Below are 24,662 nucleotides of genomic sequence, written 5' to 3' on the forward strand. Positions count from 1 at the left end.
CCCGGCGGGCGTGAGTCGGGTATACTTTGCGGCTTTTCGACGCATAACCCGCGAGTGCTGCCCGCCATGGAAATCCAACCGATCCTCAACAGCATCAAGGACCTCTCCGACCGCACCCAGGCTATTCGGGGGTATCTTTGACTACGATCTGAAACATGATCGTCTGGTCGAAGTGAACCGCGAGTTGGAAGACCCGGCCGTCTGGAACAACCCCGAATACGCACAGAACCTGGGCCGCGAGCGCGCCACCCTGGCGCAGATCGTCGAGACCCTCGACGAACTCACCGGCGGCCTGGCCGATTCCCGCGACCTGCTGGACATGGCCGTCGAGGAAAACGACGAGGGCGCCGTCAACGACGTCGCCAGCGAAGTCGAACGCCTGCGCGAGATCCTCGAGAAGCTGGAATTCCGCCGCATGTTCAGCGGCGAGATGGACCCGAACAACGCCTACCTGGACATCCAGGCCGGCTCCGGCGGCACCGAGGCCCAGGACTGGGCCAACATGCTGCTGCGCATGTACCTGCGCTGGGCCGACAAGCACGGCTTCGACGCCACCATCATCGAACTGTCCGAAGGCGAAGTCGCCGGCATCAAGGGCGCCACCGTGCACATCAAGGGCGAGTACGCCTTCGGCTGGCTGCGCACCGAGATCGGCGTGCACCGCCTGGTGCGCAAGAGCCCGTTCGACTCCGGCAACCGTCGCCACACCTCGTTCACCGCGGTGTTCGCCTCGCCGGAAATCGACGACAACATCGAGATCGAGATCAACCCGGCCGACCTGCGCATCGACACCTACCGCTCCTCCGGCGCGGGCGGTCAGCACGTGAACACCACCGACTCCGCGGTGCGTATCACCCACGTGCCGACCAACACCGTGGTGGCGTGCCAGAACGAACGCTCCCAGCACGCCAACAAGGACACCGCCATGAAGATGCTGCGGGCCAAGTTGTACGAGCAGGAGATGCAGAAGCGCACCGCCGCCTCGCAGGCGCTGGAAGACTCCAAGTCCGACATCGGCTGGGGCCACCAGATCCGCTCCTACGTGCTCGACCAGTCGCGCATCAAGGACCTGCGCACCGGCGTGGAACGCAGCGACTGCGACAAGGTTCTCGACGGCGACCTCGACGAGTACCTCGAAGCCAGCCTCAAACAAGGCCTCTGACGCGGAGCCCCCTGTAGGAGCGAGCTTGCTCGCGAAGCTCTTGACCTTGGGTACGCGAGCAAGGGCTAGGCGCCCCCCTCGGTCCTACACGTATCCCCCCATTTGATTAAGACGCCAGGCAGATAGAACGACCATGAGCGACCAACAACTCGACCAGACCGAACTGCAGCAGGAAGAAAACAAGCTGATCGCCCAGCGCAAGGAAAAGCTTGCCGCCGTGCGCGAAGCCAGGGCCATCGCCTTCCCCAACGACTTCCGCCGCGACGCCTACTTCGCGGACCTGCAGAAACAGTACGAAGGCAAGACCAAGGAAGAGCTGGAAGCCGCAGCCATCCCGGTCAAGGTCGCCGGTCGCATCATGCTCAACCGCGGTTCCTTCATCGTCCTGCAGGACAGCAGCGACCGCCTGCAGGTCTACGTCAACCGCAAGACCCTGCCGGAAGAAACCCTGGCCGAGATCAAGACCTGGGACCTGGGCGACATCATCGGCGCCGAAGGCGTACTGGCCCGTTCGGGCAAGGGCGACCTGTACGTCGACATGAACAACGTGCGCCTGCTGACCAAGTCCCTGCGTCCGCTGCCGGACAAGCACCACGGCCTGACCGACACCGAGCAGCGCTACCGCCAGCGCTACGTCGACCTGATCGTCAACGAGGAAACCCGCCACACCTTCCGCGTGCGTTCCCAGGTCATCGCCCACATCCGCCGCTTCCTCAGCGACCGTGGTTTCCTCGAAGTGGAAACCCCGATGCTGCAGACCATCCCCGGCGGCGCGGCGGCCAAGCCCTTCGAGACCCACCACAACGCGCTGGACATGGCCATGTTCCTGCGCATCGCGCCGGAGCTGTACCTCAAGCGCCTGGTGGTCGGCGGCTTCGAGAAGGTCTTCGAGATCAACCGCAACTTCCGCAACGAAGGCGTCTCGACCCGGCACAACCCCGAGTTCACCATGCTCGAGTTCTACCAGGCCTACGCCGACTACGAAGACAACATGGACCTGACCGAGGAGCTGTTCCGCGAGCTGGCCCAGGCCGTGCTCGGCAGCACCGACGTGCCCTACGGCGACAAGGTCTTCCACTTCGGCGAGCCGTTCGCCCGCCTGTCGGTGTTCGACGCCATCCTCAAGTACAACCCGGAACTCACTGCGGCTGACCTCAACGACGTCGACAAGGCCCGTGAGATTGCGAAGAAAGCCGGCGCCAAGGTCCTCGGCCACGAAGGCCTGGGCAAGCTGCAGGTGATGATTTTCGAGGAGCTGGTCGAGCACAAGCTGGAGCAGCCGCACTTCATCACCCAGTACCCGTTCGAGGTCTCGCCGCTGGCGCGCCGCAACGACCAGGACCCGAGCGTCACCGACCGCTTCGAGCTGTTCATCGGCGGCCGCGAGATCGCCAACGCCTACTCCGAGCTGAACGACGCCGAGGACCAGGCCGAGCGCTTCATGCTGCAGGTGAAGGAAAAGGACGCCGGTGACGACGAGGCGATGCACTACGACGCCGACTTCGTCAACGCCCTCGAATACGGCATGCCGCCCACCGCCGGGGAAGGCATCGGCATCGACCGCCTGGTGATGCTGCTGACCAACTCGCCGTCGATCCGCGACGTGATCCTGTTCCCGCACATGCGCCCGCAGGCCTGAGCCGGAACGCCGTGAAGAAGCCGCCTTCGGGCGGCTTCTTCGTGTCTGGGTTTTCCATCGTTCCCACGCTCCCGCATGGGAACGCATCCGTGGACGCTCCTGCGTCCGCATGCCGGCCATGGCGGTGGATAACGCTGGCGCGTTATGCACCCTGCGGTTGCCTCGCGTTGCCCCAACGTTCGCCACCGCATATCCCACCGCGACCGAACAATTGATTCCCCGCCGAAAAGCCCGAACAATGCCGCATCAGGCAGATGTGTGCCGGAGGAAATTTCATTGAGCCGAGTGTCCCAGCGAAACAGTGCCGCGCAAGTCGCCAGCGCGGTGGCCGGAAGTGTCCAGTACCAGGGCCGCAAGGCCGCCCGCGAGGGCAGCGAGCAGCGCCGCCAGGCGATCCTCGACGCCGCCATGCGCATCATCGTCCGCGACGGCGTGCGCGCGGTGCGGCATCGCGCGGTGGCGGCGGAGGCCGGGGTTCCGCTGTCGGCGACCACCTACTACTTCAAGGATATCCAGGACCTCATCACCGACACCTTCGCCCAGTTCGTCGAGCGCAGCGCGGAAAAGCTGTCGCAATTCTGGGCCAGCGTGGAGGGCGACCTGCAGGCGATGGCCGCGAACCTGGTCAGCCATCCGCAGTCGCGCCAGGAGCTGGCCGATCGCATCGTCGCGCTGACCATCCGCTACGTGCAGATGCAGCTCAACGAGAACCGCGCGCACCTGCTCGCCGAGCAGGCGCTGCTCCAGGAAGCGCTGCTCAACCCGCGCCTGACCCGGCTGGCGCAGAACCACCGGCGGATCCTGTCCCGCGGCGTGGTGCACTTCTTCGAGGTGCTGGGCTCCGAGCGGCCTATCGAGGATGCCCGGCTGTTGACGGCGATCATTCTGCAAATGGAGTATCAGGGCCTGCTCGACGGCGTGGAGAACCTGAACGTCGACGCCATGCGCGGCGCACTCACACGCTACCTTTATCTGGTGATGGGACTTTGAAGCGAACCCCGCAGTACTGAATGCGGGGTTTTTCATATCGGCGTCGCGCCCGGCAGTTGGCGGGATGCCTAAGGAGAGAGTGATGAAAGTCTGGCGAGCACTGCTGGCATTGAGCCTGGGGCTGCTCAGCGGCTGCCTGGTGACCTTCAAGGACCCGATTCCCGCCAACGAGGCGGCGCCGGTCCACCTCCTCGGCGAATGGTCGCGGGTCAACGAGTACGGCGAGGAGCAGTTCCTCGAGATCACCCGCTCCGGACCCAACGTCTACCGCGCCATCAGCTATCTGGAAGAGCGCGAGAACACCGACAGCATCGAGGATTTCGGCTTCACCGTGGCCCATCACGGCAAGCGCTGGTATCTCTCCGCCGGCCTGCCGAAGAGCATGGGCGGCAACTTCGCCCTGGGCGGCTTCGAGATCACCGACAAGGATGAACTGGTGATCTACAACCTGGACGTCGAGCACGTCCTCCAGGCCATCCAGGACGGCGCGCTGGCCGGGCAGAAGGTGGACACCGAGCAGGGCGACGGCGCCCTGGTGACGAGCCCGCTGCCGAAGGTGCTGGTGTACTTCAACGACCCGGCCAATTCCGACCTGTTCGTCGAAGCCCTGCGCTTCCAGCGGGTCACCAAGAGAGAGGCCAAGTGATGAGTCCCCGGCGCAAGAAGGCCACGCCCAGCGAGTACCAGCAGATCATCCGCGGCCTGTCCGACCGCATCGTCGAGGCGCAGACGCCGATCCGCGTGCTCGACGCGATCAAGTGGGACGACTCGATCCGCGCGGACTTCCTCAAGGGCCGCGGCAAGCACGCACCGAAGGTCGATCGCGCCTATTACGACAGCCGTCCGCTGGCCTTCGACCCGGGCGCGAAGAAGCAGGAATTCCAGAACATCGAGCGCGACATCACCCGCCAGCTCGGCCAGTTCAACCCGGTCGGGCAGATCATGCGGCGCATGTGCAAGGAATACCGCATGGTCATCCGCATGCTGGAAGCGCGCGGCACCGCGGATTTCGGGCTGATCTCCCAGGAACTCTACGGCTCGGCGTCGGACGCCTTCCACGCCGGCGACCCGACCCTGGCCGACCTCGGCCTGATGCTCTCCGACTACCTGAACAACATCGCCGACCGCGGCGACCTCAAGGACGAACCCAAGACCCTCACCGCCAAGCAGGTGGTGGAGATGCTGCAGACGCGGCTGAACAACGTCTTCGGCGAGGAGGAGGGCACCATCCGCGTGTTCGAGTCCGACGGCATCGTCGCCGACGCCGCGGCCGGCGCCGACTACATCAAGGTGCGCGCCGATGCGCTGTTCAACGAGCGCGACGTGCGCGCGCTGGAGGTGCACGAGGGGCTGGTCCACGTCGGCACCACCCTGAACGGCCTCAACCAGCCGATCTGCACCTTCCTCGCCAAGGGCCCGCCATCGTCCACCGTGACCCAGGAAGGGCTGGCGATCCTCATGGAGGTGATCGCCTTCGCCTCCTACCCGACCCGCCTGCGCAAGCTGACCAACCGCACCCGCGCCATCCACATGGCCGAGGACGGCGCCGACTTCCTCACGGTGTTCCATTTCTACCGCGAGCAGGGCTACAGCGTGGAAAGCAGCTACCAGAACGCCAGCCGGGTGTTCCGCGGCTCGACGCCGGACGGCCTGCCGTTCACCAAGGACCTGTCGTACCTGAAGGGCTTCATCCTGATCTACAACTACATCCAGCTCGCGGTGCGCAAGGGCAAGCTGGAGCAGATCCCGCTGCTGTTCTGCGGCAAGGCGACCCTGGAGGACATGCGCACGCTGCGGCAACTGGTGGACGAGGGGCTGGTGGTGCCGCCGAAGTACCTGCCGCCGCAGTTCCGCGACCTCAACGCGCTGGCGGCGTGGATGTGCTTCTCGAACTTCCTCAACCACCTGAGCCTCGACCGCATCGAGGCGGATTACGCGAATATCCTGTAGCGCTGCACCGAGATGCCCTTCGTAGGGAAGCCGTTGTCAGCCTGCACCGTAGGAGCGCACTCCGTCCGCGATCCCCGGCCCCATGGATGACCCGACCATGACTCACCGCTTCAAGGCCGCCGCGCTGTCCCTGCTGCTGTTCCTCGGCGGCTGCAGCGAGCTGCTGTTCTACCCCAGCCCCGACGTGCCCTTCACCCCGGCGCGGGCCAAGCTGGAATACCGCGACGTGACCCTGACCACCAGCGACGGCGTGAAGCTCGCCGGCTGGTGGCTGCCGGCGAAGGCGGGCGTGCCGGTCAAGGGCACCGTGCTGCACCTGCACGGCAATGGCGGCAACATGGCCTGGCACCTGGGCGGCGCCTTCTGGCTGCCGAAGCAGGGCTACCAGGTGCTGATGCTCGACTACCGCGGCTACGGCCGTTCCCGCGGCGCGCCGGCGCTGCCGGAGGTCTACCGCGACATCGACGCCGCCTTCGCCTGGCTCGACCGCGCCCCGGAAGCGCAGGACAAGCCGCTGGTGGTGCTCGGCCAGAGCCTCGGCGGCGCGCTGGCGGTGCACTACCTGGCGCAACATCCGGAGCGCGTGCGGCAACTGCACGGCCTGGTGCTGGACGGCGTGCCCGCCAGCTACCGCGAAGTGGCGCGCTACACCCTGGACAAGCCCTGGCTGACCTGGGCATTCCAGGCTCCGCTGTCCCTGCTGGTGCCGGACGGCGACAGCGCGATCCGCGCGATGCCGCGACTTTCTGGCGCACCTGTGCTGTTCTTTCACAGCATCGACGATACCATCGTGCCCCTGGAAAACGGCCTGAGCCTGTACAAGGCGGCGAATCCGCCGAAGGTCTTCCAGCTCACCCGCGGCAACCACGTGGAAACCTTCGGCGACCCGACCTGGCGTGAAGTGATGCTGCGCTTCCTCGACGATCCGCGGCACTTCAGCGGCCTGCGCCGCCTGGCCGAAGTCCCCCTTACCGATCCGCCGGCCGATTCCGCGCCGGCCCAGCAGACACAAGGCAGTCAATGAACGAACGCAACCCGATCCCCTACATCCTCACCGCCATCGCCAGCATCTTCGGCAGCGTCGCGGTGCTCTGGTACTACGGCTACCTGCATTTCGCCAAGCCGGAAGACGCCCGCCTGCTGGCCGAATTCACCATGCTCAAGTCCATTCCCGGGGAAGACGTTAAACTGTCCCTCGAGCCGGCGGACCAGGTCGCGCATTGCATCGACGGTGTGCTGGTGCTGTTCGACACCAAGACCAAGGGGCTTTCCGGGGTGCTGGTCGACGACCGCAGGCATGCGGTGCGCTGCCTGGGCCAGGAGACCCCGCAAGAGGTGAAATGAACATTCGAGTCTGGCAAGGCGATATCACCTGCCTTGAGATCGACGCCATCGTCAACGCGGCCAACAGCTCGCTGCTCGGCGGTGGCGGCGTCGATGGCGCCATCCACCGGGCGGCCGGCCCGGAACTCCTCGAATACTGCCGCCAGCTCGGCGGCTGTCCCACCGGCGAAGCCAGGATCACTCCCGGCTTCCGCCTGCCGGCCCGGCACATCATCCACACCGTCGGCCCGGTCTGGCGTGGCGGCGGCCACGGCGAGCCGGACCTGCTCGCCGCCTGCTACCGCAACAGCCTGCGCCTGGCCGAGGAAAACGCCCTCGCCGGCATCGCCTTCCCGGCGATCAGCTGCGGCATCTACGGCTATCCCCACGAGGCGGCGGCACGCATCGCCATCGCCGAACTGCGCGCGGCGCGCGAGGCGGGCAGCCCGTTGCGGGAGATGATCCTGGTGTCGTTCTCGGCGGAGATGGCGGAGCTGTATCGCTCCCTGCTGGGCTGAACGTAGGACGGGTGAAACCCGCTGAATAACGGCAATGGCGGGTTACACCCACCCTACGGCTGTAGGAGCAACTGTCTTACATCGTCTTGATGCTTCCCCCTCACCCTAACCCTCTCCCTCAGGGAGAGGGGACCGTTCGGAGTCGCCGGGTGGCACGGCATTCACCCCGACGCCAATCTGCCCCCTCTCCCTCTGGAGCGGGGCGCGCAGCCAGGGCTGGGGTGAGGGAGCCACAACACCAGACTTTCCCGTAGGAGCGGGCCATGCCCGCGACAGAATGGCCTCCCACGCCGTGCCTACCCCCGCGAGCGCAACAACCGCAAGCCGTTGAACACCACCAGCAGGCTGGCCCCCATGTCGGCGAACACCGCCATCCACAGGGTGCCCAGGCCGAACAGGGTGAGTGCCAGGAATATCGCCTTGATCCCCAGCGCCAGGGTGATGTTCTGCACCAGCACGCCCTGGGTCCGCCGCGACAGGCGGATGAACAGCGGCAGCTTGCGCAGGTCGTCGTCCATCAGCGCCACGCTGGCGGTCTCGATGGCGGTGTCGGTGCCGGCGGCGCCCATGGCGAAGCCGATGTCGGCCTGGGCCAGCGCCGGGGCGTCGTTGATGCCGTCGCCGACCATGCCGACGCGGCTGCCGCCGGCCTGGCGCCGTTCCACCTCGCGCAGCTTGTCCTCCGGCAGGAGGTTGCCGAGGGCCACGTCGATGCCCGCCTGGGCGGCGATGGCGGCGGCGGTGTGCGGGTTGTCGCCGGTCAGCATCAGGGTTTTCACGCCGAGCTGGTGCAGCTCGGCGACCGCCTCGCGGCTGGTTTCCTTCAGCGCGTCGGCCACCGCGAACAGCGCCAGCGGGCCGCTTTCGTCGAGCAGCACGATGACCGTCCTGCCTTGTTCCTCCAGCGCTTCCAGGCGGGCTTCCAGCTGCGTCGAGCACAGCCCCAGTTCCTCCACCAGGCGGTGATTGCCGAGGTTGTAGGTGTGCCCGTCGATCACGCCCTTGACCCCGCGGCCGGCCAGGGCAACCAGGTCGCTCATCGCGTACAGGACGACATCATCGGCTTCGGCGGCCCGGGCCACGGCCTGGGAAACCGGGTGGTCGGAGCGCGCGGCGAGGCTGGCGGCCAGCGCGCGGATGTTCTCCCGCTCCACCAGCGGCAGGAAGTCGGTCTGCCGCGGCTTGCCCTCGGTCAGGGTGCCGGTCTTGTCCAGCGCCACCCAGGCCAACTGGTGGCCGAGTTCGAGGAACGCGCCGCCCTTGACCAGCACGCCGAGCCGCGCCGCCGCGGTGAGGCCGCTGACGATGGTCACCGGCGTGGAGATCACCAGTGCGCAGGGGCAGGCGATCACCAGCAGCACCAGCGCGCGGTAGACCCAGTCCAGCCAGGCGCCGCCGAAGAACAGCGGCGGCAGCAGGGCGGTGAGGATGGCGATGGCGATCACCGCCGGCGTGTAGATGCGCGCGAAGCGATCGACGAAGCGCTGGGTCGGCGCGCGCGAGCCCTGGGCCTGTTCCACCGCGTGGATGATCCGCGCCAGGGTGCTGTCGTCGGCGCTGCGGGTGACGCGGTATTCCAGCGCGCCTTCGCCGTTGATGGTGCCGGCGAACAGGGTGTCGCCCAGTTCCTTTTCCACCGGCAGGCTTTCGCCGGTGATCGGCGCCTGGTTCACGCTGGAGCGGCCATTCAGCACTTCGCCGTCCAGGGCGATGCGCTCGCCGGGCCGGACCCGCACGTGCGCACCGGGAGTCACCGTCTTCGCCGGGATGGACCGCCATTCGCCGTCCACCAGCACGGTGGCCTGCTCCGGGGCGAGCTGGAGAAGACCGCGGATGGCGCGGCGGGCGCGCTCCAGGGACTTCGCCTCGATCAGCTCGGCGATGGCGAACAGCACGCTGACCATCGCCGCTTCCGGCCACTGGCCGATCAGCAGGGCGCCGGTGACGGCGATGCTCATCAAGGCGTTGATGTTGAGGTTGCGGTTCTTCAGGGCGATCCAGCCCTTGCGGTAGGTCGGCAGCCCGGCGCCAAGGATCGCCAGGATGGCGAGGGCGGCGACCAGCCATTGCGGGCCGAGGGCGAACCATTCGCAGACCTCCGCCGCCAGCGCCAGCCCGCCGGCCACGGCCAGCGGCCACCAGGGCTTGTGCCGTGGCGCCGGGGTTTCGGCGAGGGGCTGGCGCTCATCCAGCGCCTCGGCCTGCATGCCCAGCGAGGCGATCAGCCTCTGCAGCGGCTCGATGCTTTCGAAGCGATGCTGCACTCGGAGCAGGCGCTGCATCAGGTTGAATTCGAGGTTCTCCACCGCCGGGACCTTGCCCAGCGCATCGCGCAGCAGGCGTTCCTCGGTCGGGCAGTCCATGGCTTCGATGCGCAGGCTGCTCCAGCGCAGCTCGGCACCCCCGGTCAGCGCCCCCGTATCGATGGCGGCCGCGCGCGGCGGGTGTTGATGGTCGTGGCAGCAGGAGTGCTCATGGCTCATGGCGTCGCATCCGATTTGACGAGTTGCCATGCATTGCACACCCTGTAGTAACTACAGAGTCAACCAGAACCTGCTGCGCACGGGAGACCCGCGATGAAAATCGGCGAACTGGCGAAACTCACCGGCTGTCCGGTGGAAACCATCCGCTACTACGAACGCGAGGGCCTGCTGCCGGAGCCGGCGCGCAGCGAGGGCAACTACCGGCAGTACGACACGGCGCACGTGGAGCGGCTGTCGTTCATCCGCCACTGCCGCTCGCTGGACATGACCCAGGACGAGATCCGCATCCTCCTCGGCCTGCGCGATCGCCCCGAGGCGGATTGTGGCACGGCCAACCGGCTGATCGACGAACACCTGCACCACGTCGAGGTGCGCATCGCCGAACTGCAGTCGCTGCGCCAGCAGCTCGGCGAACTGCGCGCGCGTTGCGCGGGCACGGGGAACAGCGAGGATTGCGGCATCCTGCGCGAGCTGGAACAGCCGGCGGAGCCATCGACGGTGCCGGCCGACTGCGCCGAGGCGGGGCACCTGCATGTGCCGGGGGTGCATGGGCGGCATTGAGTGCGGCGCGGGGTTCCTTTCGCGCACCCAACGTGTAGGAGCCAGCTTGCTGGCTCCTACAGGACCTGCATGGCCGGCCTACAACGCCGCTGGTTTATTGGATCCCCGCATTCGCGAGGATGACGGAATCAATTCCCCGCCGCTTCCTTCTCCTCGGTCAGCTCGTGCAGATACTTGCGTGACAGCTGCAGGAAGCGCGGCGTCTGGCCCACGTCCTCGTAGAGCGGATCGCCCTGTTCGTCGGTGGCCACCACCCTGGTGCCCTTCACGTAGGGGAAGCTCGCCTCCAGCTCTTCCAGGGCGGAGGCCACCAGCTCGCCGAGCAGTTCCTCGCTGCTGCGCTTCGGATACATGTCATGCAGCGCGGCCAGGCGGGCCGCGGTTTCCACGTCCAGGGGAATGCTGTACTGGTGCTTGGTCAGGCGCCCCCTGGCATTCTGTTCCCAATGGCGTACCAGATCGCGGATCTTCATGTTCACCTCGTCGGCCCGCGGGTGGCGGGCGTGGCTGGCGGCCCTCATGAGGCCGGGTGATGATTTCCCGGGTCGTTTCGGGGATCACTTTCAGCCTAGACGTTGTCCGAGCAGAAGCCCTGGCGTTCGTCGCGCTCTTGTCAGCCGGAAGCGGCCTCGGCACTCTGGAAAACCATCAGCGCAAGGGGAGGGTTCGTCATGCCGGATATCGATGCCAGGCTGCGCGAGGACGTGCACCAGCTGGGCGAGCTGCTCGGCCAGACCATCCGCGACCAGTATGGCGCGGGCTTCCTCGACAAGATCGAGCTGATCCGCCAGGGCGCCAAGGCCGCCCGGCGCGGCTCGGCGGAAGGCGCGCGGCAGCTCACCGCGACCCTGGACGGCCTGGCCGAGGACGAACTGCTGCCGGTGGCGCGGGCGTTCAACCAGTTCCTCAACCTCGCCAACATCGCCGAGCAGTACCACCGCATCCGCCGGCGCAAGCCCGACGAGCCGGAGCCCTTCGAGAACCGGGTGTTCGCCGAACTGCTGGCGCGCCTGCGCAAGTCCGGGCACGAGGCCGGAGAGCTGGCCGCCCAGGTCGCCGGGCTGGAGATCGAGCTGGTGCTCACCGCGCATCCCACCGAAGTGGCGCGCCGCACGCTGATCCAGAAATACGACGCCATCGCCGCGCAACTGGCGGCCCAGGACCACGCCGACCTGCTGCCCGAGGAACGCCGGCGGGTGCAGGCGCGCCTGCGCCAGCTGATCGCCGAGGCCTGGCACACCGAGGAAATCCGCCGCAGCCGGCCGAGCCCGGTGGACGAGGCGAAATGGGGCTTCGCCGTCATCGAGCACTCGCTCTGGGAGGCGCTGCCGAACTTCCTCCGCCAGGTCGACCAGAGCCTCCGGCAGCACACCGGCCAGCGCCTGCCGCTGAGTGCGGCGCCGATCCGCTTCGCCTCCTGGATGGGCGGCGACCGCGACGGCAATCCCAACGTCACCGCCGCGGTCACCCGCGAGGTCCTGCTGCTGGCGCGCTGGATGGCCGCCGATCTGTACCTGCGCGATGTCGACGGGCTGGCCTCCGAACTGTCCATGCAGCAGGCCAGCGCCGAGCTGTGCGAGCGCGTCGGTCCGGTCGCCGAACCCTACCGCGCCCTGCTCAAGCAACTGCGCGACCGCCTGCGCGCCACCCGCGCCTGGGCCGAGCGGGCACTGGCCTGCAGCGAGCAGCCGCCGGCCGAGGTGCTCTCGGACAACCGCGAGCTGCTGGAACCGCTGGAGCTTTGCCATCGCTCGCTGCACGAATGCGGCATGGGCGTGATCGCCGATGGCGCGCTGCTCGACTGCCTGCGCCGCGCCGCCACCTTCGGCCTGTTCCTCACCCGCCTGGACATCCGCCAGGACTCCACGCGCCACGCCCGGGCGCTCAGCGAGATCACCGAATACCTCGGCCTCGGCCGCTACGACGAGTGGGACGAGGCGGTGCGCCAGGAATTCCTTCTCGAAGAACTGGCCAATCGCCGGCCGCTGCTGCCGGCCAGTCACGCGCTGTCGGCGGAGACCGGGGAAGTGCTCGCCACCTGCCGGGCGATCGCCGCGGCGCCGGCGGCCTCGCTGGGTTCCTACGTGATCTCCATGGCCGGGCACCCTTCGGACGTGCTGGCCGTGCAACTGCTGCTCAAGGAATCCGGCGTCTCCCGGCCGATGCGCGTGGTGCCGCTGTTCGAGACCCTGGACGATCTGGACAACGCCGGGCCGTGCATCGACCGCCTGCTCAGCCTGGACAGCTACCGCGACGGCCTGGCCGGGCCGCAGGAAGTGATGATCGGCTACTCCGACTCGGCCAAGGACGCCGGCACCCTGGCCGCGGCCTGGGCGCAGTACCGGGCGCAGGAGGCGCTGGTGGACATCTGTGCGCGGCATGGCGTCGAGCTGCTGCTGTTCCATGGCCGCGGCGGCACCGTCGGGCGCGGTGGCGGCCCGGCGCATGCGGCGATCCTCTCGCAGCCGCCGGGCTCGGTGGCCGGTCGTTTCCGCACCACCGAACAGGGCGAGATGATTCGCTTCAAGTTCGGCCTGCCGGGCATCGCCGAGCAGAACCTCAACCTCTACCTGGCGGCCGTGCTGGAGGCCACCCTGCAACCGCCGCCGGTACCGGAGCAGGCCTGGCGCGAGGAAATGGACCGCCTGGCCGCCGATGGCCTGGCCGCCTACCGCGCGGTGGTACGGGAGCATCCGCAGTTCGTCGAGTATTTCCGCCAGGCCACGCCGGAACAGGAACTCGGCCGCCTGCCGCTGGGCAGCCGCCCGGCCAAGCGGCGCGAGGGCGGGGTGGAGAGCCTGCGGGCGATTCCGTGGATCTTCGCCTGGACCCAGACGCGGCTGATGCTGCCGGCCTGGCTCGGCTGGGAAGACGCCCTGCTGAACGCCATCGAACGGGGCGAGGGCGCGCTGCTCGGGCGCATGCGCAACGAGTGGCCGTTCTTCGCCACGCGCATCGACATGCTGGAGATGGTGCTGGCCAAGGCCGACGGGGAAATCGCGCAACTCTATGACCAGCGTCTGGTGCAATCGGAACTGCGACAGTTGGGGTCGCATTTACGCGACCTATTGTCGCAGTCGATCCGCGTGCTGCTGGGGCTTACAGGCCAGTCGCGGCTGCTCGCCCAGGCTATCGAGACGCGCGAATCCATAGGCATCCGCAATATCTACCTGGACCCGCTGCACCTGCTCCAGGCGGAGCTTCTGGCGCGTTCCAGACGCTGCCAGGGGGATGCCTGCGGCGGCCTGGAAAAGGCCCTGCTGGTGACCGTGGCGGGCATCGCGGCGGGGCTGCGCAACACCGGTTGAGGCGGTTTTTCCACCCGATTCCGGTGGCTTGTGTGGTGTGGGGGCGCTGTGTATCTTGGACAGCCTTTCGGCGCGTTCTTGCGCCATCCCTGCATGTGAGATTGGCCCCCCTGCGGCGGATCCAGATTTCGCTTAACAAGTATTAAAGGAGCATATCGATGCGTGTGATTCTGCTCGGGGCGCCCGGTGCCGGCAAAGGTACCCAGGCTCGCTTCATCACCGAAAAGTTCGGCATTCCGCAAATCTCCACCGGTGACATGCTGCGCGCGGCGGTCAAGGCGGGCACCGAGCTCGGCCTCAAGGCCAAGAGCGTGATGGATGCCGGCGGCCTGGTTTCCGATGACCTGATCATCAACCTGGTGAAAGAGCGCATCGCCCAGCCCGACTGTGCCAACGGCTTCCTGTTCGACGGCTTCCCGCGCACCATTCCGCAGGCCGAGGCCATGAAGGAAGCGGGCGTGAGCATCGACAACGTGCTGGAAATCGCCGTCGACGACGAGGAAATCGTCAGCCGCATGGCCGGTCGCCGCGTACACCCGGCTTCGGGCCGCGTCTACCATGTCGAGCACAATCCGCCGAAGGTCGCCGGCAAGGACGACGTCACCGGCGAAGACCTGATCCAGCGCGAAGACGACCGCGAGGAAACCGTGCGTCACCGCCTGTCGGTCTACCATTCGCAGACCAAGCCGCTGGTCGACTTCTACCAGAAGCTCGCCGCCGTCGATGGCACCCCGAAGTACAGCTGCGTCGAAGGCGTGGGTTCGGTCGACGAGATCACCGCCAAGGTGCTCGCAGCCCTCGGCTGATCCGACCCGATACAGCTCCAGAGGCCCGCTTGCGGGCCTTTGGCGTTTATAATGCCCGCCCTTTTCGTATTGCTCCGAGACCGACCGATGCCGACCCTGCTGGCCCTGGATACCTCCACCGAAGCCTGTTCCGTCGCCCTGCTGCACGACGGCCGCCGGTTCGTCCGCCACGAGGTGATCCCGCGCCTGCACGCCCAGCGCCTGCTGCCCATGGTGCAGGACCTGCTCGCCGAGGCGGGCATCGCCCTGTCGGCGCTGGACGCCATCGCCTTCGGCCGCGGCCCGGGCGCCTTCACCGGCGTGCGCATCGCCATCGGCGTGGTGCAGGGCCTGGCCTTCGCCCTGGAGCGCCCGGTGCTGCCGATCTCCGACCTGGCCGTCCTCGCCCAGCGCGCCCACCGCGAGCACGGCGCCACCCAGGTGGCGGCGGCCATCGATGCGCGGATGGACGAGGTCTACTGGGGCTGCTACCGGCTGGAAAACGGCGAGATGCGCCTGGCCGGCGCCGAGGCGGTGCTGCCGCCGGAGAAAGTGGCGCTGCCGCGGGATGCGTCCGGCGAATGGTTCGGCGCCGGTACCGGCTGGGGCTATGTCGAGCGGCTGGCGGTGCAGGCCAACGCCCATGACGCCACGCTGCTGCCCCACGCCGAGGACCTGCTCGCCCTGGCGCTGTTCGCCTGGGAGCGCGGCGAGGCGGTGCCGGCGGACCAGGCGCAGCCGGTCTATCTGCGCGATAACGTCGCCACGCCGAAGGCCAGCTGAACACCGTTCCTCTTTTTTGTAGGAGCCAGCTTGCTGGCGATCAACCGTCTTGACCGGCTACATCGGTGCCAGACCAATACTCCGGATCGCCAGCAAGGACTAGGCGTCCCCCTGGCTCCTACAGGTACGGCGACACTGTCGCCAGATTGCCACACCACCCACCACTGACTAGATTTACCCATATCTCCCCCGAGTCCCGACCATGCGCATCGACGCTTCCTCCACCCTCATCCCGCTCGACCGCGGCGCCCGCACAGGGAGGCCGGTCACGCCGGTGCATGAGATTCGCCAGGACTTCGGGCGGACAGGGGAACAGAAGCCGCGCGGCGCCGGCAGCTACAGCCTGCCGATGCTGGTCGTCGACGACGGCGGATACTCGCGCCCGCTGGGCAGCCGCGCCGCCCAGGCGCTGGCCAGCTACGCCGCCACCGCCGGCCTGACCGCCGATCCCGACGCCCCGGAAGTCCTGGGTCTCGACCTATACGCCTGATGCTGCCGTATTACCTCGGATGCCCGTCATGGAACGAGCCGGCCTGGCGCGGCACCTTCTATCCCGCCGACCTGCGCCCCGCCGATACCCTCGGCCACTACGCGCAGGTGTTCAACGCCGTGGAAGGCAACACCACCTTCTATGCCCGGCCGAACGCGGAAACCCTGCAGCGCTGGGCGGCGGCCATGCCGGCCGGCTTCCACTTCTGCGCCAAGCTGCCGCGCGACATCAGCCATGAAGGCGACCTGCGCGAGCAACTGGCCGCCACCGCCGACTTCCTCGAACTGCTGGCGCCGCTGGGCGCGCGGGTGATGCCGCTGTGGCTGCAGTTGCCGGCCAGCTTCGGCCCGCAGCGGCTGGGCGAGCTGGGCTACTGGCTGGACGAATTCGCCGCGCGGCGGATCGCCGTGGAAGTACGCAACCAGGCGTTCTTCGCCAGGGGTGACGAGGAGCGCGCGCTCAACCGTATGCTCCACGAGCGCGGCGTCGAGCGCATCTGTCTGGATTCACGGGCGCTGTTCGCCTGCCATTCCGACGATCCCGCCGTGCTTCATGCCCAGTCGAAGAAACCCAGGGTGCCGGTGCGCCCGGCCGCCTTCAGCGACAGCCCGCAGGTGCGCTTCATCGGCGGGCCGGACCTCGGCGCCAACCACGGCTACCTGCTGCCTTGGGTGGACAAGGTCGCCGGGTGGATCGAGCAGGGCCTGACGCCGCACGTATTCCTGCACACCCCGGACAACCACAGGGCAGCGGAACAGGCGCAGCGTTTCCACGGGCTATTGATGCAAAGGCTTCCCGGCCTGCCGGCGTTGCCGGAAGTGAAGCCCGAGGTCGAGCAACTCGGCCTGCTCTGATCGCCAGCCCTTTCCAGCGGGGCTAATCTGCTGGTTTCCCTTTTCCCATGGAGCTGCCCATGACCACTCAACAGCAACGCGGCCTGGCCTTCCAGGCATTGCACCAGGGCGACGGGCTGCTGGTCCTGCCCAATCCCTGGGATGCCGGCTCGGCGAAGATGCTTGCCAGCCTGGGCTTCAAGGCCCTGGCGACCACCAGCGCCGGCCTCGCCTTCTCCCTCGGCCGCCCCGACGCCGAAGGCGCAGTGAGCCGTGGCGAAGCGCTGGCCAATGCGCGGGCGATAGTCGAGGCGACGCCGCTACCGGTAGCGGCGGACCTGGAAAATGGCTACGGCGACGCGCCCGAGTACTGCGCCGAAACCATCCGCCTGGCGGCGGCCATCGGCCTGGTCGGCGGATCCATCGAAGACGCGACGGGGCATGCCGAGCGGCCGATCTATCCGCTGGAACAGTCCGTCGAGCGGGTCCGCGCAGCGGTGGAGACGGCGCGCGCGCTGCCATTCCCGTTCACCCTGGCGGCGCGGGCGGAGAACTTCCTGCACGGGCGCGACGACCTGGATGACACCATTCACCGCCTGGTCGCCTATGCCGAGGCCGGCGCTGACGTGCTCTACGCGCCGGGGCTGACCACCCGCGAGCAGATCGTCGCGGTGGTCGACGCGGTGAAGCCGCGTCCGGTGAATGTGCTGGTCGGTTCGCCGACACTGAAGCTGTCGCTGGCGGAACTGGCCGAGCTGGGCGTGAAGCGCGTCAGCCTCGGCTCCAGCCTGGTGCGGGTGGCCTACGGCGCCTTCCTGCAGGCAGCCACGGCGCTCGGCCGCGATGGCAGCCTGGCGGAGACGCAGCAGGCGATCCCGTTCGCGACCATCAACGACCTGTTCCATGGCAAACCCTAGCGGCCGCGTCGTTGTCTGGCTGCTGCTGGCGGGACTGTTCGGCGTACCGCTGGCGGTCCATCAGGGCTGGCTGGAGGTTCCGCCGCGCTGGAATCCCTGGGCGCCGCTGGACGTGCGCGAGCCGCCCAACCTGCTGACCCGCTTCAAGCTCTGGCGCCTGGGGCGCGATTCCGGCCTGTGCCGGCAGGCGCTGGAGACCTCCGGCCTGCGGGTGCAGCCGATGGCCGACAGCGAGCCGGCCAGGGGTTGCCCGCTGAGCGGAGTGGTGCGGGTGCAGGGCGCGGAAGTGGGGCTGAGCAGCAGCTTCCTCGCCAGTTGTCCGCTGGCGGTGAGCTTCGCCCTGTTCGAACGGCATGCCCTGCAGCCGGCGGCCCACGCCGTGTATGGCCAGCCGGTGGTGGCGCTGGAGCACCTCGGCAGCTTCGCCTGCCGCAACGTCTACGGCCGCGAGAACGCCCGGCGCAGCCAGCACGCCACGGCCAATGCCCTGGATATCGCCGCCTTCCGCCTGCGCGACGGTCGGCGCATCGTCATCGCCCGCGACTGGAGCGGGGAGGGCGATGCCGCGCGTTTCCTCCGCCAGGTTCACGACGGCGCCTGCGCCAGCTTCGACGGCGTGCTCGGCCCGGAATACAACGCCGCCCACCGCGACCACTTCCACGTCGACATGGGCGGCTGGCAGCTCTGCCGCTGATTCCGCCTGGGGTAGAATCGCGGTTTTTTCCAGGATTCCAGCCCATGAGCGATTCCCCGAACCCGCCGCGCATCGTCGTCCAGGCTCTCGGCGCCGAATTCCAGGCGGCCGCGCGGCAGTGGGCGCAGCGTCTCGGCCTGGAACTGGCGGAAGACCCCTCGGCGGACTTCGCCCTGCAACTGGGCGAGCACGGGCTGCAACTGCTGCAGCTCGGACCGGATTCGCCGGGGCCGGTACGCGTCGACTTCCTCGAAGGCGCCGCCGCGCACCGCCGCCAGTTCGGCGGCGGCAGCGGGCAGATGATCGCCAAGGCGGTGGGCATCCAGCCCGGCGTGCGACCCTTCGTGCTGGACGCCACGGCGGGCCTCGGCCGCGATGCCTTCGTGCTGGCGACCCTCGGCTGCGAGATGCGCCTGATCGAACGCCAGCCGCTGATCGGCGCCCTGCTGGAAGACGGCCTGGCGCGGGCGGCGCGGGATTTCGAGGTGGTGCCGATCGTCTCCCGCATGCGCCTGCTGCCGGGCAATGCCATCGAGCTGATGAACGCCTGGGAAGGCGAACCGCCGCAGGTGATCTACCTCGACCCGATGTTCCCGCACCGCGACAAGAGCGCGCTGGTGAAGAAGGAAATGCGCCTGTTCCGCCCGCTGGTGGGCGACGACCTGGATGCCCCGGCGCTGCTGCAGGCCGCGCTGCAGCTGGCGACCCACCGCGTGGTGGTGAAGCGCCCGCGCAAGGCACCGATCATCGAGGGCGCGAAGCCGGGCTACAGCCTGGAAGGCAAGTCCAGCCGCTATGACATTTATCCGCTGAAGAGCCTGAAGCAGTAGGCCATTGTAGGAGCAACCATGCCCGCGATCGTTTTCGCGTTGGGTCGCGGGCATGGCCCGCTCCTACAAAAAGCACTATCCGGCCACTCTGGCGCTGAAGGAAAACCGGATCGCCAGCAAGCTGGCTCCTACAGGTCCGCTGTCAACCGGGCCATGTCTGCGAACGCAGGGGAAAACCTGTAGGAGCGGGCCATGCCCGCGAAATGCCGGCAGCGCCGATGTCGCGCGCATGGCGCGCCTACAGGGGCGCGCGAGCCGCACCTACGGCCGATACGCCCTGATGAACAAATCCACCACCTCGCGCACATGTCGCTCGCTTTCATCCTCGCTCGGCGCTTCGACGCAGCCGACCAGCAGGCGGAAGTGCACGCAGCCCTGCACCAGCATGAGGAAATGCTCGGCGGCGTGGCGCGGGTTGTCGAAGTGCAGGGCGCCGCTCTGCTGGGCGTGGGCGAACAGGCGCTCCATCTGATCCAGCACCCTTTGCGGGCCGGCGTCGAAGAACAGTTTCGACAGCTGCGGATTCTGCCCGCCCTGGGCGACCATCAGGCGGCTGAGGGCGATGGCTTCCGGGCTGTTGACCAGCCGGTTGAAGCCGCGCGCCAGCGGCAGCAGCAGCTCTTCGAGCGTCGCGCCGGCCGGCGGTTCGGCGAACAGCTCGGGCATCTGCTCGGCGCACTTGGCCCGCACCGCCTCGCTGAACAGCGTTTCCTTGTCGGTGAAGTGGCTATAGACCGTGAGCTTCGAGACTCCAGCCTCGGCGGCGATGGCTTCCATGCTGCTGCCGTCGTAGCCCTTGCTGACGAACAGCACCTTGGCCGCCTCGAGGATGGCCTGGCGCTTGGCCAGGTCCTTGGGGCGGCCCGGGCCGTTCGAACTGGTCGGTTGGGACATGCTTTATTACCAATGAAATACTGGACTGAGCGGTACTGTATTTTTACTATACCGGGGAGTATAAAAATTCCAACTCGCTTTTGCGAAAGGTCATCATCATGTTTCGCCATGTTCTGTCCGCCGCTTTCCCCCTTGCCTTCATCCTCTCTCTGACAGCCTGTGGCAATGGTGAGCCGGCCAAGCCGGCGGTGCGCCCGGCCATGGTGGTCCAGCCGGTGCCCGCCGGCAATGTGACCGAAGCCTATCCCGGCGAGGTGCGTGCCCGTTTCGAGCCGGAACTGGCCTTCCGCATCGGCGGCAAGGTCAGCAAGCGCCTGGTGGACATGGGCGAGCGGGTGAAGAAGGACCAGCCGCTGGCCGAACTCGATCCGCAGGATGTGCGCCTGCAACTGGAGGCCATGCGCGCCCAGGTCGCGGCCGCCGAGGCCAACCTGCAGACCGTGCGCTCCGAACACTCCCGCTACAGAACCCTGCTCGACCGCGGGCTGGTCAGCCGTTCCCAGTACGACAACGTGGAAAACGTCTACCGCGCCGGCGAGGCGCGCCTGAAGCAGGTGCGCGCGGAGTACGACGTGGCGCGCAACCAGACCGCCTACGCGGTGCTGCGCGCGCCGCAGGACGGGGTGATTTCCGCCCGCCGGGTGGAAGTGGGGCAGGTGGTGGCCGCCGGACAGACGGTGTTCACCCTGGCCGCCGACGGCGAGCGCGAGGTGTCGATCAGCTTCCCCGAGCACGCCATCGAACGCTTCCGCGTCGGCGAGAAGGTCAGCGTCGAACTGTGGTCGCAGCCCGGCAGGCGCTTCAGCGGGCATATCCGCGAGCTGTCGCCGGCGGCCGATCCGCAGTCGCGCACCTTCGCCGCGCGGGTCGCCTTCGAGGACGCCAGGGTGCCCGCCGAACTCGGCCAGAGCGCCCGCGTCTACGTGCGCGCCAATGGCGAGGTGCCGCTGTCGGTGCCGCTCGGCGCGCTGACCGCCGAGGCCGGGCGGGCGTTCGTCTGGGTGGTCGATCCGGCTTCCTCAACACTGAAGCGCCGCGCGGTGCGCACCGGTCCCTACACCGAGGACCGCGTGCCGGTGCTGGAGGGCCTGGACGGTAGCGAATGGGTGGTGGCGGCCGGCGTCCAGGTGCTGCGCGAAGGCCAGGAGGTACGGCCGGTCGACCGGGAAAACCGTTCGGTCAAGCTGCTGGCGAAGGAGTGACGGGCGATGCAATTCAATCTCTCCGCCTGGGCGCTGAAGAACCGCCAGATCGTCCTCTACTTCATGCTCCTGCTCGGCATCGTCGGCGCGCTGTCCTATAGCAAGCTGGGGCAGAGCGAGGACCCGCCCTTCACCTTCAAGGCCATGGTGATCCGCACCCTGTGGCCGGGCGCCACCGCCGAGGAGGTCTCGCGCCAGGTCACCGAGCGCATCGAGAAGAAGCTGATGGAGACCGGCGACTACGAGCGCATCCAGTCCTTCTCGCGGCCCGGCGAATCGCAGGTGATCTTCGTCGCCCGCGAGGACCTGCGCTCGAAGGACGTTCCCGAGCTCTGGTACCAGATCCGCAAGAAGATCGGCGACATCCGCTTCACCCTGCCGCAGAGCGTGGTCGGGCCGTTCTTCAACGACGAGTTCGGCACCACCTTCGGCAATATCTACGCGCTTTCCGGAAGCGGCTTCGACTATGCCGTGCTGAAGGACTACGCCGACCGCCTGCAACTGCAGCTGCAGCGGATCAAGGACGTCGGCAAGGTCGAGCTGATCGGCCTGCAGGACGAGAAGATCTGGATCGACCTGTCCAACACCAAGCTGGCCACCCTCGGCGTGCCGCTGGCGGCGGTGCAGAAGGCGCTGGAGGAGCAGAACGCGGTGTCCGCCACCGGCTTCTTCGAGACCGCCAGCGACCGTGTGCAGCTGCGGGTTTCCGGGCGCTTCGACTCGGTGGAGGACATCCGCGACTTCCCCATCCGCGTCGGCGACCGCACCTTCCGCATCGGCGACGTGGCCGACGTGCACCGCGGCTTCAACGATCCGCCGGCGCCGCGCATGCGCTTCATGGGCGAGGACGCCATCGGCATCGCCGTGGCGATGAAGGAGGGCGGCGACATCCTCGTCCTCGGCAAGGCGCTGGACGCCGAATTCCAGCGCCTGCAGCAGACCCTGCCGGCGGGCATGGAGCTGCGCAAGGTGTCCGACCAGCCGGCGGCGGTACGCCAGGGCGTCGGCGAGTTCGTCCAGGTGCTGGCCGAGGCGCTGGTCATCGTGCTGCTGGTGAGCTTCTTCTCCCTCGGCCTGCGCACCGGGCTGGTGGTGGCGCTGTCGATCCCGCTGGTGCTGGCGATGACCTTCGCCTGCATGTACTACTTCGGCATCGGCCTGCACAAGATTTCCCTCGGCGCCCTGGTGCTGGCGCTGGGCCTGCTGGTGGACGACGCGATCATCGCGGTGGAGATGATGGCGGTGAAGATGGAGCAGGGCTACGACCGCTTCAGCGCGGCTAGCTTCGCCTGGACCAGCACCGCCTTCCCCATGCTCACCGGCACCCTGGTGACGGCGGCCGGCTTCCTGCCGATCGCCACCGCGCAGTCCGGCACCGGCGAGTACACCCGCTCGCTGTTCCAGGTGGTGACCATCGCCCTGCTGGTGTCATGGATCGCCGCCGTGGTGTTCGTGCCCTACCTGGGCGAAAAGCTGCTGCCGGACCTGGCCAGGCTGCATGCGCAGAAGCACGGCGGCAGCGACAAGGGCCACGATCCCTATTCGACCGGCTTCTACCAGCGCTTCCGGCGCCTGGTGGAATGGTGCGTGCGCTATCGCAAGACGGTGATCGCGCTGACCCTGCTGGCCTTCGTCGGCTCGGTGATGGCCTTCCGCCTGGTGCCGCAGCAGTTCTTCCCGCCGTCGGCGCGCCTGGAGCTGCTGGTGGACCTCAAGCTGGCCGAGGGCGATTCGCTCAAGGCCACCACCGAGCAGGCGCAGCGCCTGGAGAGGCTGCTCGCCGAGCACCCCGGCATCGAGAACTACGTGGCCTACGTCGGCACCGGCTCGCCGCGCTTCTACCTGCCGCTGGACCAGCAGTTGCCGGCGGCCAGCTTCGCCCAGTTCGTGGTGCTGGCGAAGGACTTGCAGACCCGCGAGGAAGTGCGCCGCTGGCTGATCGAGCGCATGGCCGAGGACTTCCCCACCGTGCGCAGCCGCATCAGCCGCCTGGAGAACGGTCCGCCGGTGGGCTACCCGGTGCAGTTCCGCGTCTCCGGCGAGCACATCGGCGAGGTTCGCGCGCTGGCCCGCCAGGTCGCCGGCAGGATGCGCGAGAACCCGCACGTGGTGAACGTGCACCTGGACTGGGAGGAGCCGAGCAAGGCGGTGTTCCTCGACATCGACCAGGACCGCGCCCGCGCCCTCGGCGTCAGCACCGCGGACATCTCGCAGTTCCTCCGCAGCAGCCTGACCGGCGCCACCGTCAGCTATTACCGCGAGGACAACGAGCTGATCGAAATCCTCCTGCGCGGCAGCGAGAGCGAGCGGCAGGACCTGTCGCAGCTGCCGTCCCTCGCCATCCCCACCGCCAGCGGGCGCAGCGTGGCGCTGTCGCAGGTGGCGACCCTGGAGTACGGCTTCGAGGAAGGCATCATCTGGCGGCGCAACCGTCTGCCGACGGTGACCGTGCGCGCCGACATCTACGACGAGACGCTGCCGGCCACGGTGGTCAAGCAGATCTCGCCGACCCTCGAGCCGATCCGCGCCGAGCTGCCCAGCGGCTACCTGCTGCAGATCGGCGGCACGGTGGAGGACTCGGCCAAGGGGCAGAACTCGGTGAACGCCGGCATCCCGCTGTTCATCGTGGTGGTGCTGACCCTGCTGATGCTGCAGCTGCGCAGCTTCTCGCGGGTGGCGATGGTGTTCCTCACCGCGCCGCTGGGGCTGATCGGCGTGACCCTGTTCCTGCTGATCTTCCAGAAACCCTTCGGCTTCGTCGCCATGCTCGGCACCATCGCCCTGGCCGGGATGATCATGCGCAACTCGGTGATCCTGGTGGACCAGATCGAGCAGGACATCGCCCACGGCCTGGACCGCTGGCACGCCATCATCGAGGCCACCGTGCGGCGCTTCCGTCCCATCGTGCTGACCGCGCTGGCGGCGGTGCTGGCGATGATCCCGCTATCGCGCAGCGTGTTCTTCGGGCCGATGGCGGTGGCGATCATGGGCGGCCTGATCGTCGCCACGGCGCTGACCCTGCTGTTCCTGCCGGCGCTGTACGCGGCGTGGTTCAGGGTGAAGCAGGAGGAAAGCGCCGGAGAGAAAGGCGCCGCGGCGGGGGATTCGGAGGCGACGCTGGGGGCGTGATGCTGCGTGCGATCATTTCGCGGGCATGGCCCGCTCCTGCAGGTTTCGTGCAGCCAGTAGGGTGGATCACGCTCCATCGATCCACCATGGCCGCCCATGCGGCCCCGCAATGGTGGATGAAAAGAGCCTCATCCACCCTACGAAGAGCCCGGCGTTGGTGGCAGCCTCACC

The 24,662-nt window shown here is 67.8% G+C and carries 22 protein-coding genes; 19 read left to right on the forward strand and 3 right to left on the reverse strand.

Going from position 1 to position 24,662, the window contains the following annotated elements:
- Nucleotides 1–66 precede the first annotated feature (66 nt).
- The 8 genes from prfB (at nucleotide 67) to BLR75_RS19965 (ending at nucleotide 7,582) form a co-directional block, all read left to right on the forward strand.
- Nucleotides 67–1,162 (forward strand): peptide chain release factor 2 gene (prfB, locus tag BLR75_RS19930; RefSeq protein ID WP_139207049.1). Its coding sequence is split into 2 segments (ribosomal slippage): nucleotides 67–138 and nucleotides 140–1,162, totalling 1,095 coding nucleotides; the frame shifts between segments, so codons are not numbered across the junction.
- 133 nt (nucleotides 1,163–1,295) lie between these two features.
- A complete protein-coding gene (gene lysS / locus BLR75_RS19935; RefSeq protein ID WP_084313778.1) occupies nucleotides 1,296–2,801 on the forward strand; it encodes a lysine--tRNA ligase in 1,506 nt (501 codons plus the stop codon).
- Nucleotides 2,802–3,077: 276 nt separating this feature from the next.
- Nucleotides 3,078–3,791 (forward strand): TetR/AcrR family transcriptional regulator, encoded by a 714-nt coding sequence (locus BLR75_RS19940; RefSeq protein WP_084313777.1) that lies wholly within the window; start codon nucleotides 3,078–3,080, stop codon nucleotides 3,789–3,791.
- An 82-nt stretch (nucleotides 3,792–3,873) separates the two neighbouring features.
- Entirely contained in the window at nucleotides 3,874–4,437 is a 564-nt protein-coding gene (locus BLR75_RS19945; protein ID WP_084313776.1) for a hypothetical protein, read from the forward strand.
- The gene (locus BLR75_RS19950; RefSeq protein ID WP_084313775.1) at nucleotides 4,437–5,741 is read left to right on the forward strand and encodes a flavohemoglobin expression-modulating QEGLA motif protein; all 1,305 of its coding nucleotides are present in this window, start codon (nucleotides 4,437–4,439) and stop codon (nucleotides 5,739–5,741) included. Before BLR75_RS19945 ends, BLR75_RS19950 begins: the two co-directional genes overlap by 1 nt.
- A 97-nt stretch (nucleotides 5,742–5,838) precedes the next feature.
- Nucleotides 5,839–6,765, forward strand: a complete 927-nt coding sequence (locus BLR75_RS19955; protein WP_084313808.1) for an alpha/beta hydrolase — start codon at nucleotides 5,839–5,841, stop codon at nucleotides 6,763–6,765.
- On the forward strand, nucleotides 6,762–7,085 hold the full coding sequence (locus BLR75_RS19960) for a PA3694 family proteiin (RefSeq protein WP_084313774.1): 324 nt from the start codon (nucleotides 6,762–6,764) through the stop codon (nucleotides 7,083–7,085). Before BLR75_RS19955 ends, BLR75_RS19960 begins: the two co-directional genes overlap by 4 nt.
- Entirely contained in the window at nucleotides 7,082–7,582 is a 501-nt protein-coding gene (locus BLR75_RS19965; protein ID WP_084313773.1) for an O-acetyl-ADP-ribose deacetylase, read from the forward strand. Before BLR75_RS19960 ends, BLR75_RS19965 begins: the two co-directional genes overlap by 4 nt.
- Before the next feature lie 296 nt (nucleotides 7,583–7,878).
- On the opposite strand, the gene BLR75_RS19970 is transcribed toward BLR75_RS19965, so the two are convergent.
- Complete coding sequence (locus BLR75_RS19970) at nucleotides 7,879–10,065, reverse strand: heavy metal translocating P-type ATPase (protein ID WP_084313772.1); 2,187 nt, start codon at nucleotides 10,063–10,065, stop codon at nucleotides 7,879–7,881.
- Between the two features lie 93 nt (nucleotides 10,066–10,158).
- Here BLR75_RS19970 and cadR point away from each other — a divergent pair, with 93 nt between their 5' ends.
- Entirely contained in the window at nucleotides 10,159–10,626 is a 468-nt protein-coding gene (gene cadR, locus BLR75_RS19975; RefSeq protein WP_084313771.1) for a Cd(II)/Pb(II)-responsive transcriptional regulator, read from the forward strand.
- 128 nt (nucleotides 10,627–10,754) lie between these two features.
- Here cadR and BLR75_RS19980 read toward each other — a convergent pair whose 3' ends face one another.
- Nucleotides 10,755–11,099: a pilin assembly protein gene (locus tag BLR75_RS19980; protein WP_084313807.1), complete on the reverse strand. Its 345-nt coding sequence runs from the start codon at nucleotides 11,097–11,099 to the stop codon at nucleotides 10,755–10,757.
- A 198-nt stretch (nucleotides 11,100–11,297) separates the two neighbouring features.
- Here BLR75_RS19980 and ppc point away from each other — a divergent pair, with 198 nt between their 5' ends.
- The 8 genes from ppc (at nucleotide 11,298) to BLR75_RS20020 (ending at nucleotide 19,266) form a co-directional block, all read left to right on the forward strand.
- Nucleotides 11,298–13,934 carry a phosphoenolpyruvate carboxylase gene (gene ppc / locus BLR75_RS19985; RefSeq protein ID WP_084313770.1) on the forward strand — a complete coding sequence of 879 codons (2,637 nt, stop codon included), beginning with the start codon at nucleotides 11,298–11,300 and terminating at the stop codon, nucleotides 13,932–13,934.
- Nucleotides 13,935–14,092: 158 nt separating this feature from the next.
- Nucleotides 14,093–14,740, forward strand: coding sequence for an adenylate kinase (adk, locus tag BLR75_RS19990; protein ID WP_084313769.1), 648 nt, complete (start codon nucleotides 14,093–14,095; stop codon nucleotides 14,738–14,740).
- Between the two features lie 87 nt (nucleotides 14,741–14,827).
- On the forward strand, nucleotides 14,828–15,502 hold the full coding sequence (gene tsaB, locus BLR75_RS19995) for a tRNA (adenosine(37)-N6)-threonylcarbamoyltransferase complex dimerization subunit type 1 TsaB (RefSeq protein ID WP_084313768.1): 675 nt from the start codon (nucleotides 14,828–14,830) through the stop codon (nucleotides 15,500–15,502).
- Nucleotides 15,503–15,704: 202 nt separating this feature from the next.
- A complete protein-coding gene (locus tag BLR75_RS20000; RefSeq protein WP_084313767.1) occupies nucleotides 15,705–15,992 on the forward strand; it encodes a hypothetical protein in 288 nt (95 codons plus the stop codon).
- Nucleotides 15,992–16,846, forward strand: a complete 855-nt coding sequence (locus BLR75_RS20005; RefSeq protein ID WP_084313766.1) for a DUF72 domain-containing protein — start codon at nucleotides 15,992–15,994, stop codon at nucleotides 16,844–16,846. The genes BLR75_RS20000 and BLR75_RS20005 overlap by 1 nt, the downstream gene beginning before the upstream one ends.
- 59 nt (nucleotides 16,847–16,905) lie before the next feature.
- Nucleotides 16,906–17,742, forward strand: a complete 837-nt coding sequence (locus tag BLR75_RS20010; RefSeq protein WP_084313765.1) for an isocitrate lyase/PEP mutase family protein — start codon at nucleotides 16,906–16,908, stop codon at nucleotides 17,740–17,742.
- Nucleotides 17,729–18,436 carry an extensin-like domain-containing protein gene (locus BLR75_RS20015; RefSeq protein ID WP_084313764.1) on the forward strand — a complete coding sequence of 236 codons (708 nt, stop codon included), beginning with the start codon at nucleotides 17,729–17,731 and terminating at the stop codon, nucleotides 18,434–18,436. Before BLR75_RS20010 ends, BLR75_RS20015 begins: the two co-directional genes overlap by 14 nt.
- A 44-nt stretch (nucleotides 18,437–18,480) precedes the next feature.
- A complete protein-coding gene (locus BLR75_RS20020) occupies nucleotides 18,481–19,266 on the forward strand; it encodes a class I SAM-dependent methyltransferase (RefSeq protein WP_084313763.1) in 786 nt (261 codons plus the stop codon).
- Nucleotides 19,267–19,527: 261 nt separating this feature from the next.
- Here the strand turns inward: BLR75_RS20020 and BLR75_RS20025 are convergent, their stop codons facing one another.
- On the reverse strand, nucleotides 19,528–20,160 hold the full coding sequence (locus BLR75_RS20025) for a TetR/AcrR family transcriptional regulator (RefSeq protein WP_084313762.1): 633 nt from the start codon (nucleotides 20,158–20,160) through the stop codon (nucleotides 19,528–19,530).
- Between the two features lie 98 nt (nucleotides 20,161–20,258).
- Here BLR75_RS20025 and BLR75_RS20030 point away from each other — a divergent pair, with 98 nt between their 5' ends.
- Entirely contained in the window at nucleotides 20,259–21,362 is a 1,104-nt protein-coding gene (locus BLR75_RS20030) for an efflux RND transporter periplasmic adaptor subunit (protein ID WP_084313761.1), read from the forward strand.
- Nucleotides 21,363–21,368: 6 nt separating this feature from the next.
- Nucleotides 21,369–24,491: an efflux RND transporter permease subunit gene (locus BLR75_RS20035; protein ID WP_084313760.1), complete on the forward strand. Its 3,123-nt coding sequence runs from the start codon at nucleotides 21,369–21,371 to the stop codon at nucleotides 24,489–24,491.
- Nucleotides 24,492–24,662: the final 171 nt, after the last annotated feature.

The sequence above is a fragment of the Pseudomonas jinjuensis genome, assembly GCF_900103845.1.
Classification (GTDB): domain Bacteria; phylum Pseudomonadota; class Gammaproteobacteria; order Pseudomonadales; family Pseudomonadaceae; genus Pseudomonas; species Pseudomonas jinjuensis.

Excerpts from the sequence above, each read along its gene's own strand:
- cadR (WP_084313771.1), top strand. The coding sequence starts at position 10,159 with ATGAAAATCGGCGAACTGGCGAAACTCACCGGCTGTCCGGTGGAAACC.
- BLR75_RS19960 (WP_084313774.1), top strand. The coding sequence starts at position 6,762 with ATGAACGAACGCAACCCGATCCCCTACATCCTCACCGCCATCGCCAGC.
- BLR75_RS19955 (WP_084313808.1), top strand. The coding sequence starts at position 5,839 with ATGACTCACCGCTTCAAGGCCGCCGCGCTGTCCCTGCTGCTGTTCCTC.
- BLR75_RS20025 (WP_084313762.1), bottom strand. The coding sequence starts at position 20,160 with ATGTCCCAACCGACCAGTTCGAACGGCCCGGGCCGCCCCAAGGACCTG.
- BLR75_RS20005 (WP_084313766.1), top strand. The coding sequence starts at position 15,992 with ATGCTGCCGTATTACCTCGGATGCCCGTCATGGAACGAGCCGGCCTGG.
- BLR75_RS19945 (WP_084313776.1), top strand. The coding sequence starts at position 3,874 with ATGAAAGTCTGGCGAGCACTGCTGGCATTGAGCCTGGGGCTGCTCAGC.
- BLR75_RS19965 (WP_084313773.1), top strand. The coding sequence starts at position 7,082 with ATGAACATTCGAGTCTGGCAAGGCGATATCACCTGCCTTGAGATCGAC.
- BLR75_RS20030 (WP_084313761.1), top strand. The coding sequence starts at position 20,259 with ATGTTTCGCCATGTTCTGTCCGCCGCTTTCCCCCTTGCCTTCATCCTC.
- BLR75_RS19980 (WP_084313807.1), bottom strand. The coding sequence starts at position 11,099 with ATGAAGATCCGCGATCTGGTACGCCATTGGGAACAGAATGCCAGGGGG.
- BLR75_RS20000 (WP_084313767.1), top strand. The coding sequence starts at position 15,705 with ATGCGCATCGACGCTTCCTCCACCCTCATCCCGCTCGACCGCGGCGCC.
- BLR75_RS20010 (WP_084313765.1), top strand. The coding sequence starts at position 16,906 with ATGACCACTCAACAGCAACGCGGCCTGGCCTTCCAGGCATTGCACCAG.
- lysS (WP_084313778.1), top strand. The coding sequence starts at position 1,296 with ATGAGCGACCAACAACTCGACCAGACCGAACTGCAGCAGGAAGAAAAC.
- BLR75_RS20020 (WP_084313763.1), top strand. The coding sequence starts at position 18,481 with ATGAGCGATTCCCCGAACCCGCCGCGCATCGTCGTCCAGGCTCTCGGC.
- BLR75_RS19950 (WP_084313775.1), top strand. The coding sequence starts at position 4,437 with ATGAGTCCCCGGCGCAAGAAGGCCACGCCCAGCGAGTACCAGCAGATC.
- ppc (WP_084313770.1), top strand. The coding sequence starts at position 11,298 with ATGCCGGATATCGATGCCAGGCTGCGCGAGGACGTGCACCAGCTGGGC.
- BLR75_RS20035 (WP_084313760.1), top strand. The coding sequence starts at position 21,369 with ATGCAATTCAATCTCTCCGCCTGGGCGCTGAAGAACCGCCAGATCGTC.
- adk (WP_084313769.1), top strand. The coding sequence starts at position 14,093 with ATGCGTGTGATTCTGCTCGGGGCGCCCGGTGCCGGCAAAGGTACCCAG.
- BLR75_RS19970 (WP_084313772.1), bottom strand. The coding sequence starts at position 10,065 with ATGAGCCATGAGCACTCCTGCTGCCACGACCATCAACACCCGCCGCGC.
- BLR75_RS20015 (WP_084313764.1), top strand. The coding sequence starts at position 17,729 with ATGGCAAACCCTAGCGGCCGCGTCGTTGTCTGGCTGCTGCTGGCGGGA.
- tsaB (WP_084313768.1), top strand. The coding sequence starts at position 14,828 with ATGCCGACCCTGCTGGCCCTGGATACCTCCACCGAAGCCTGTTCCGTC.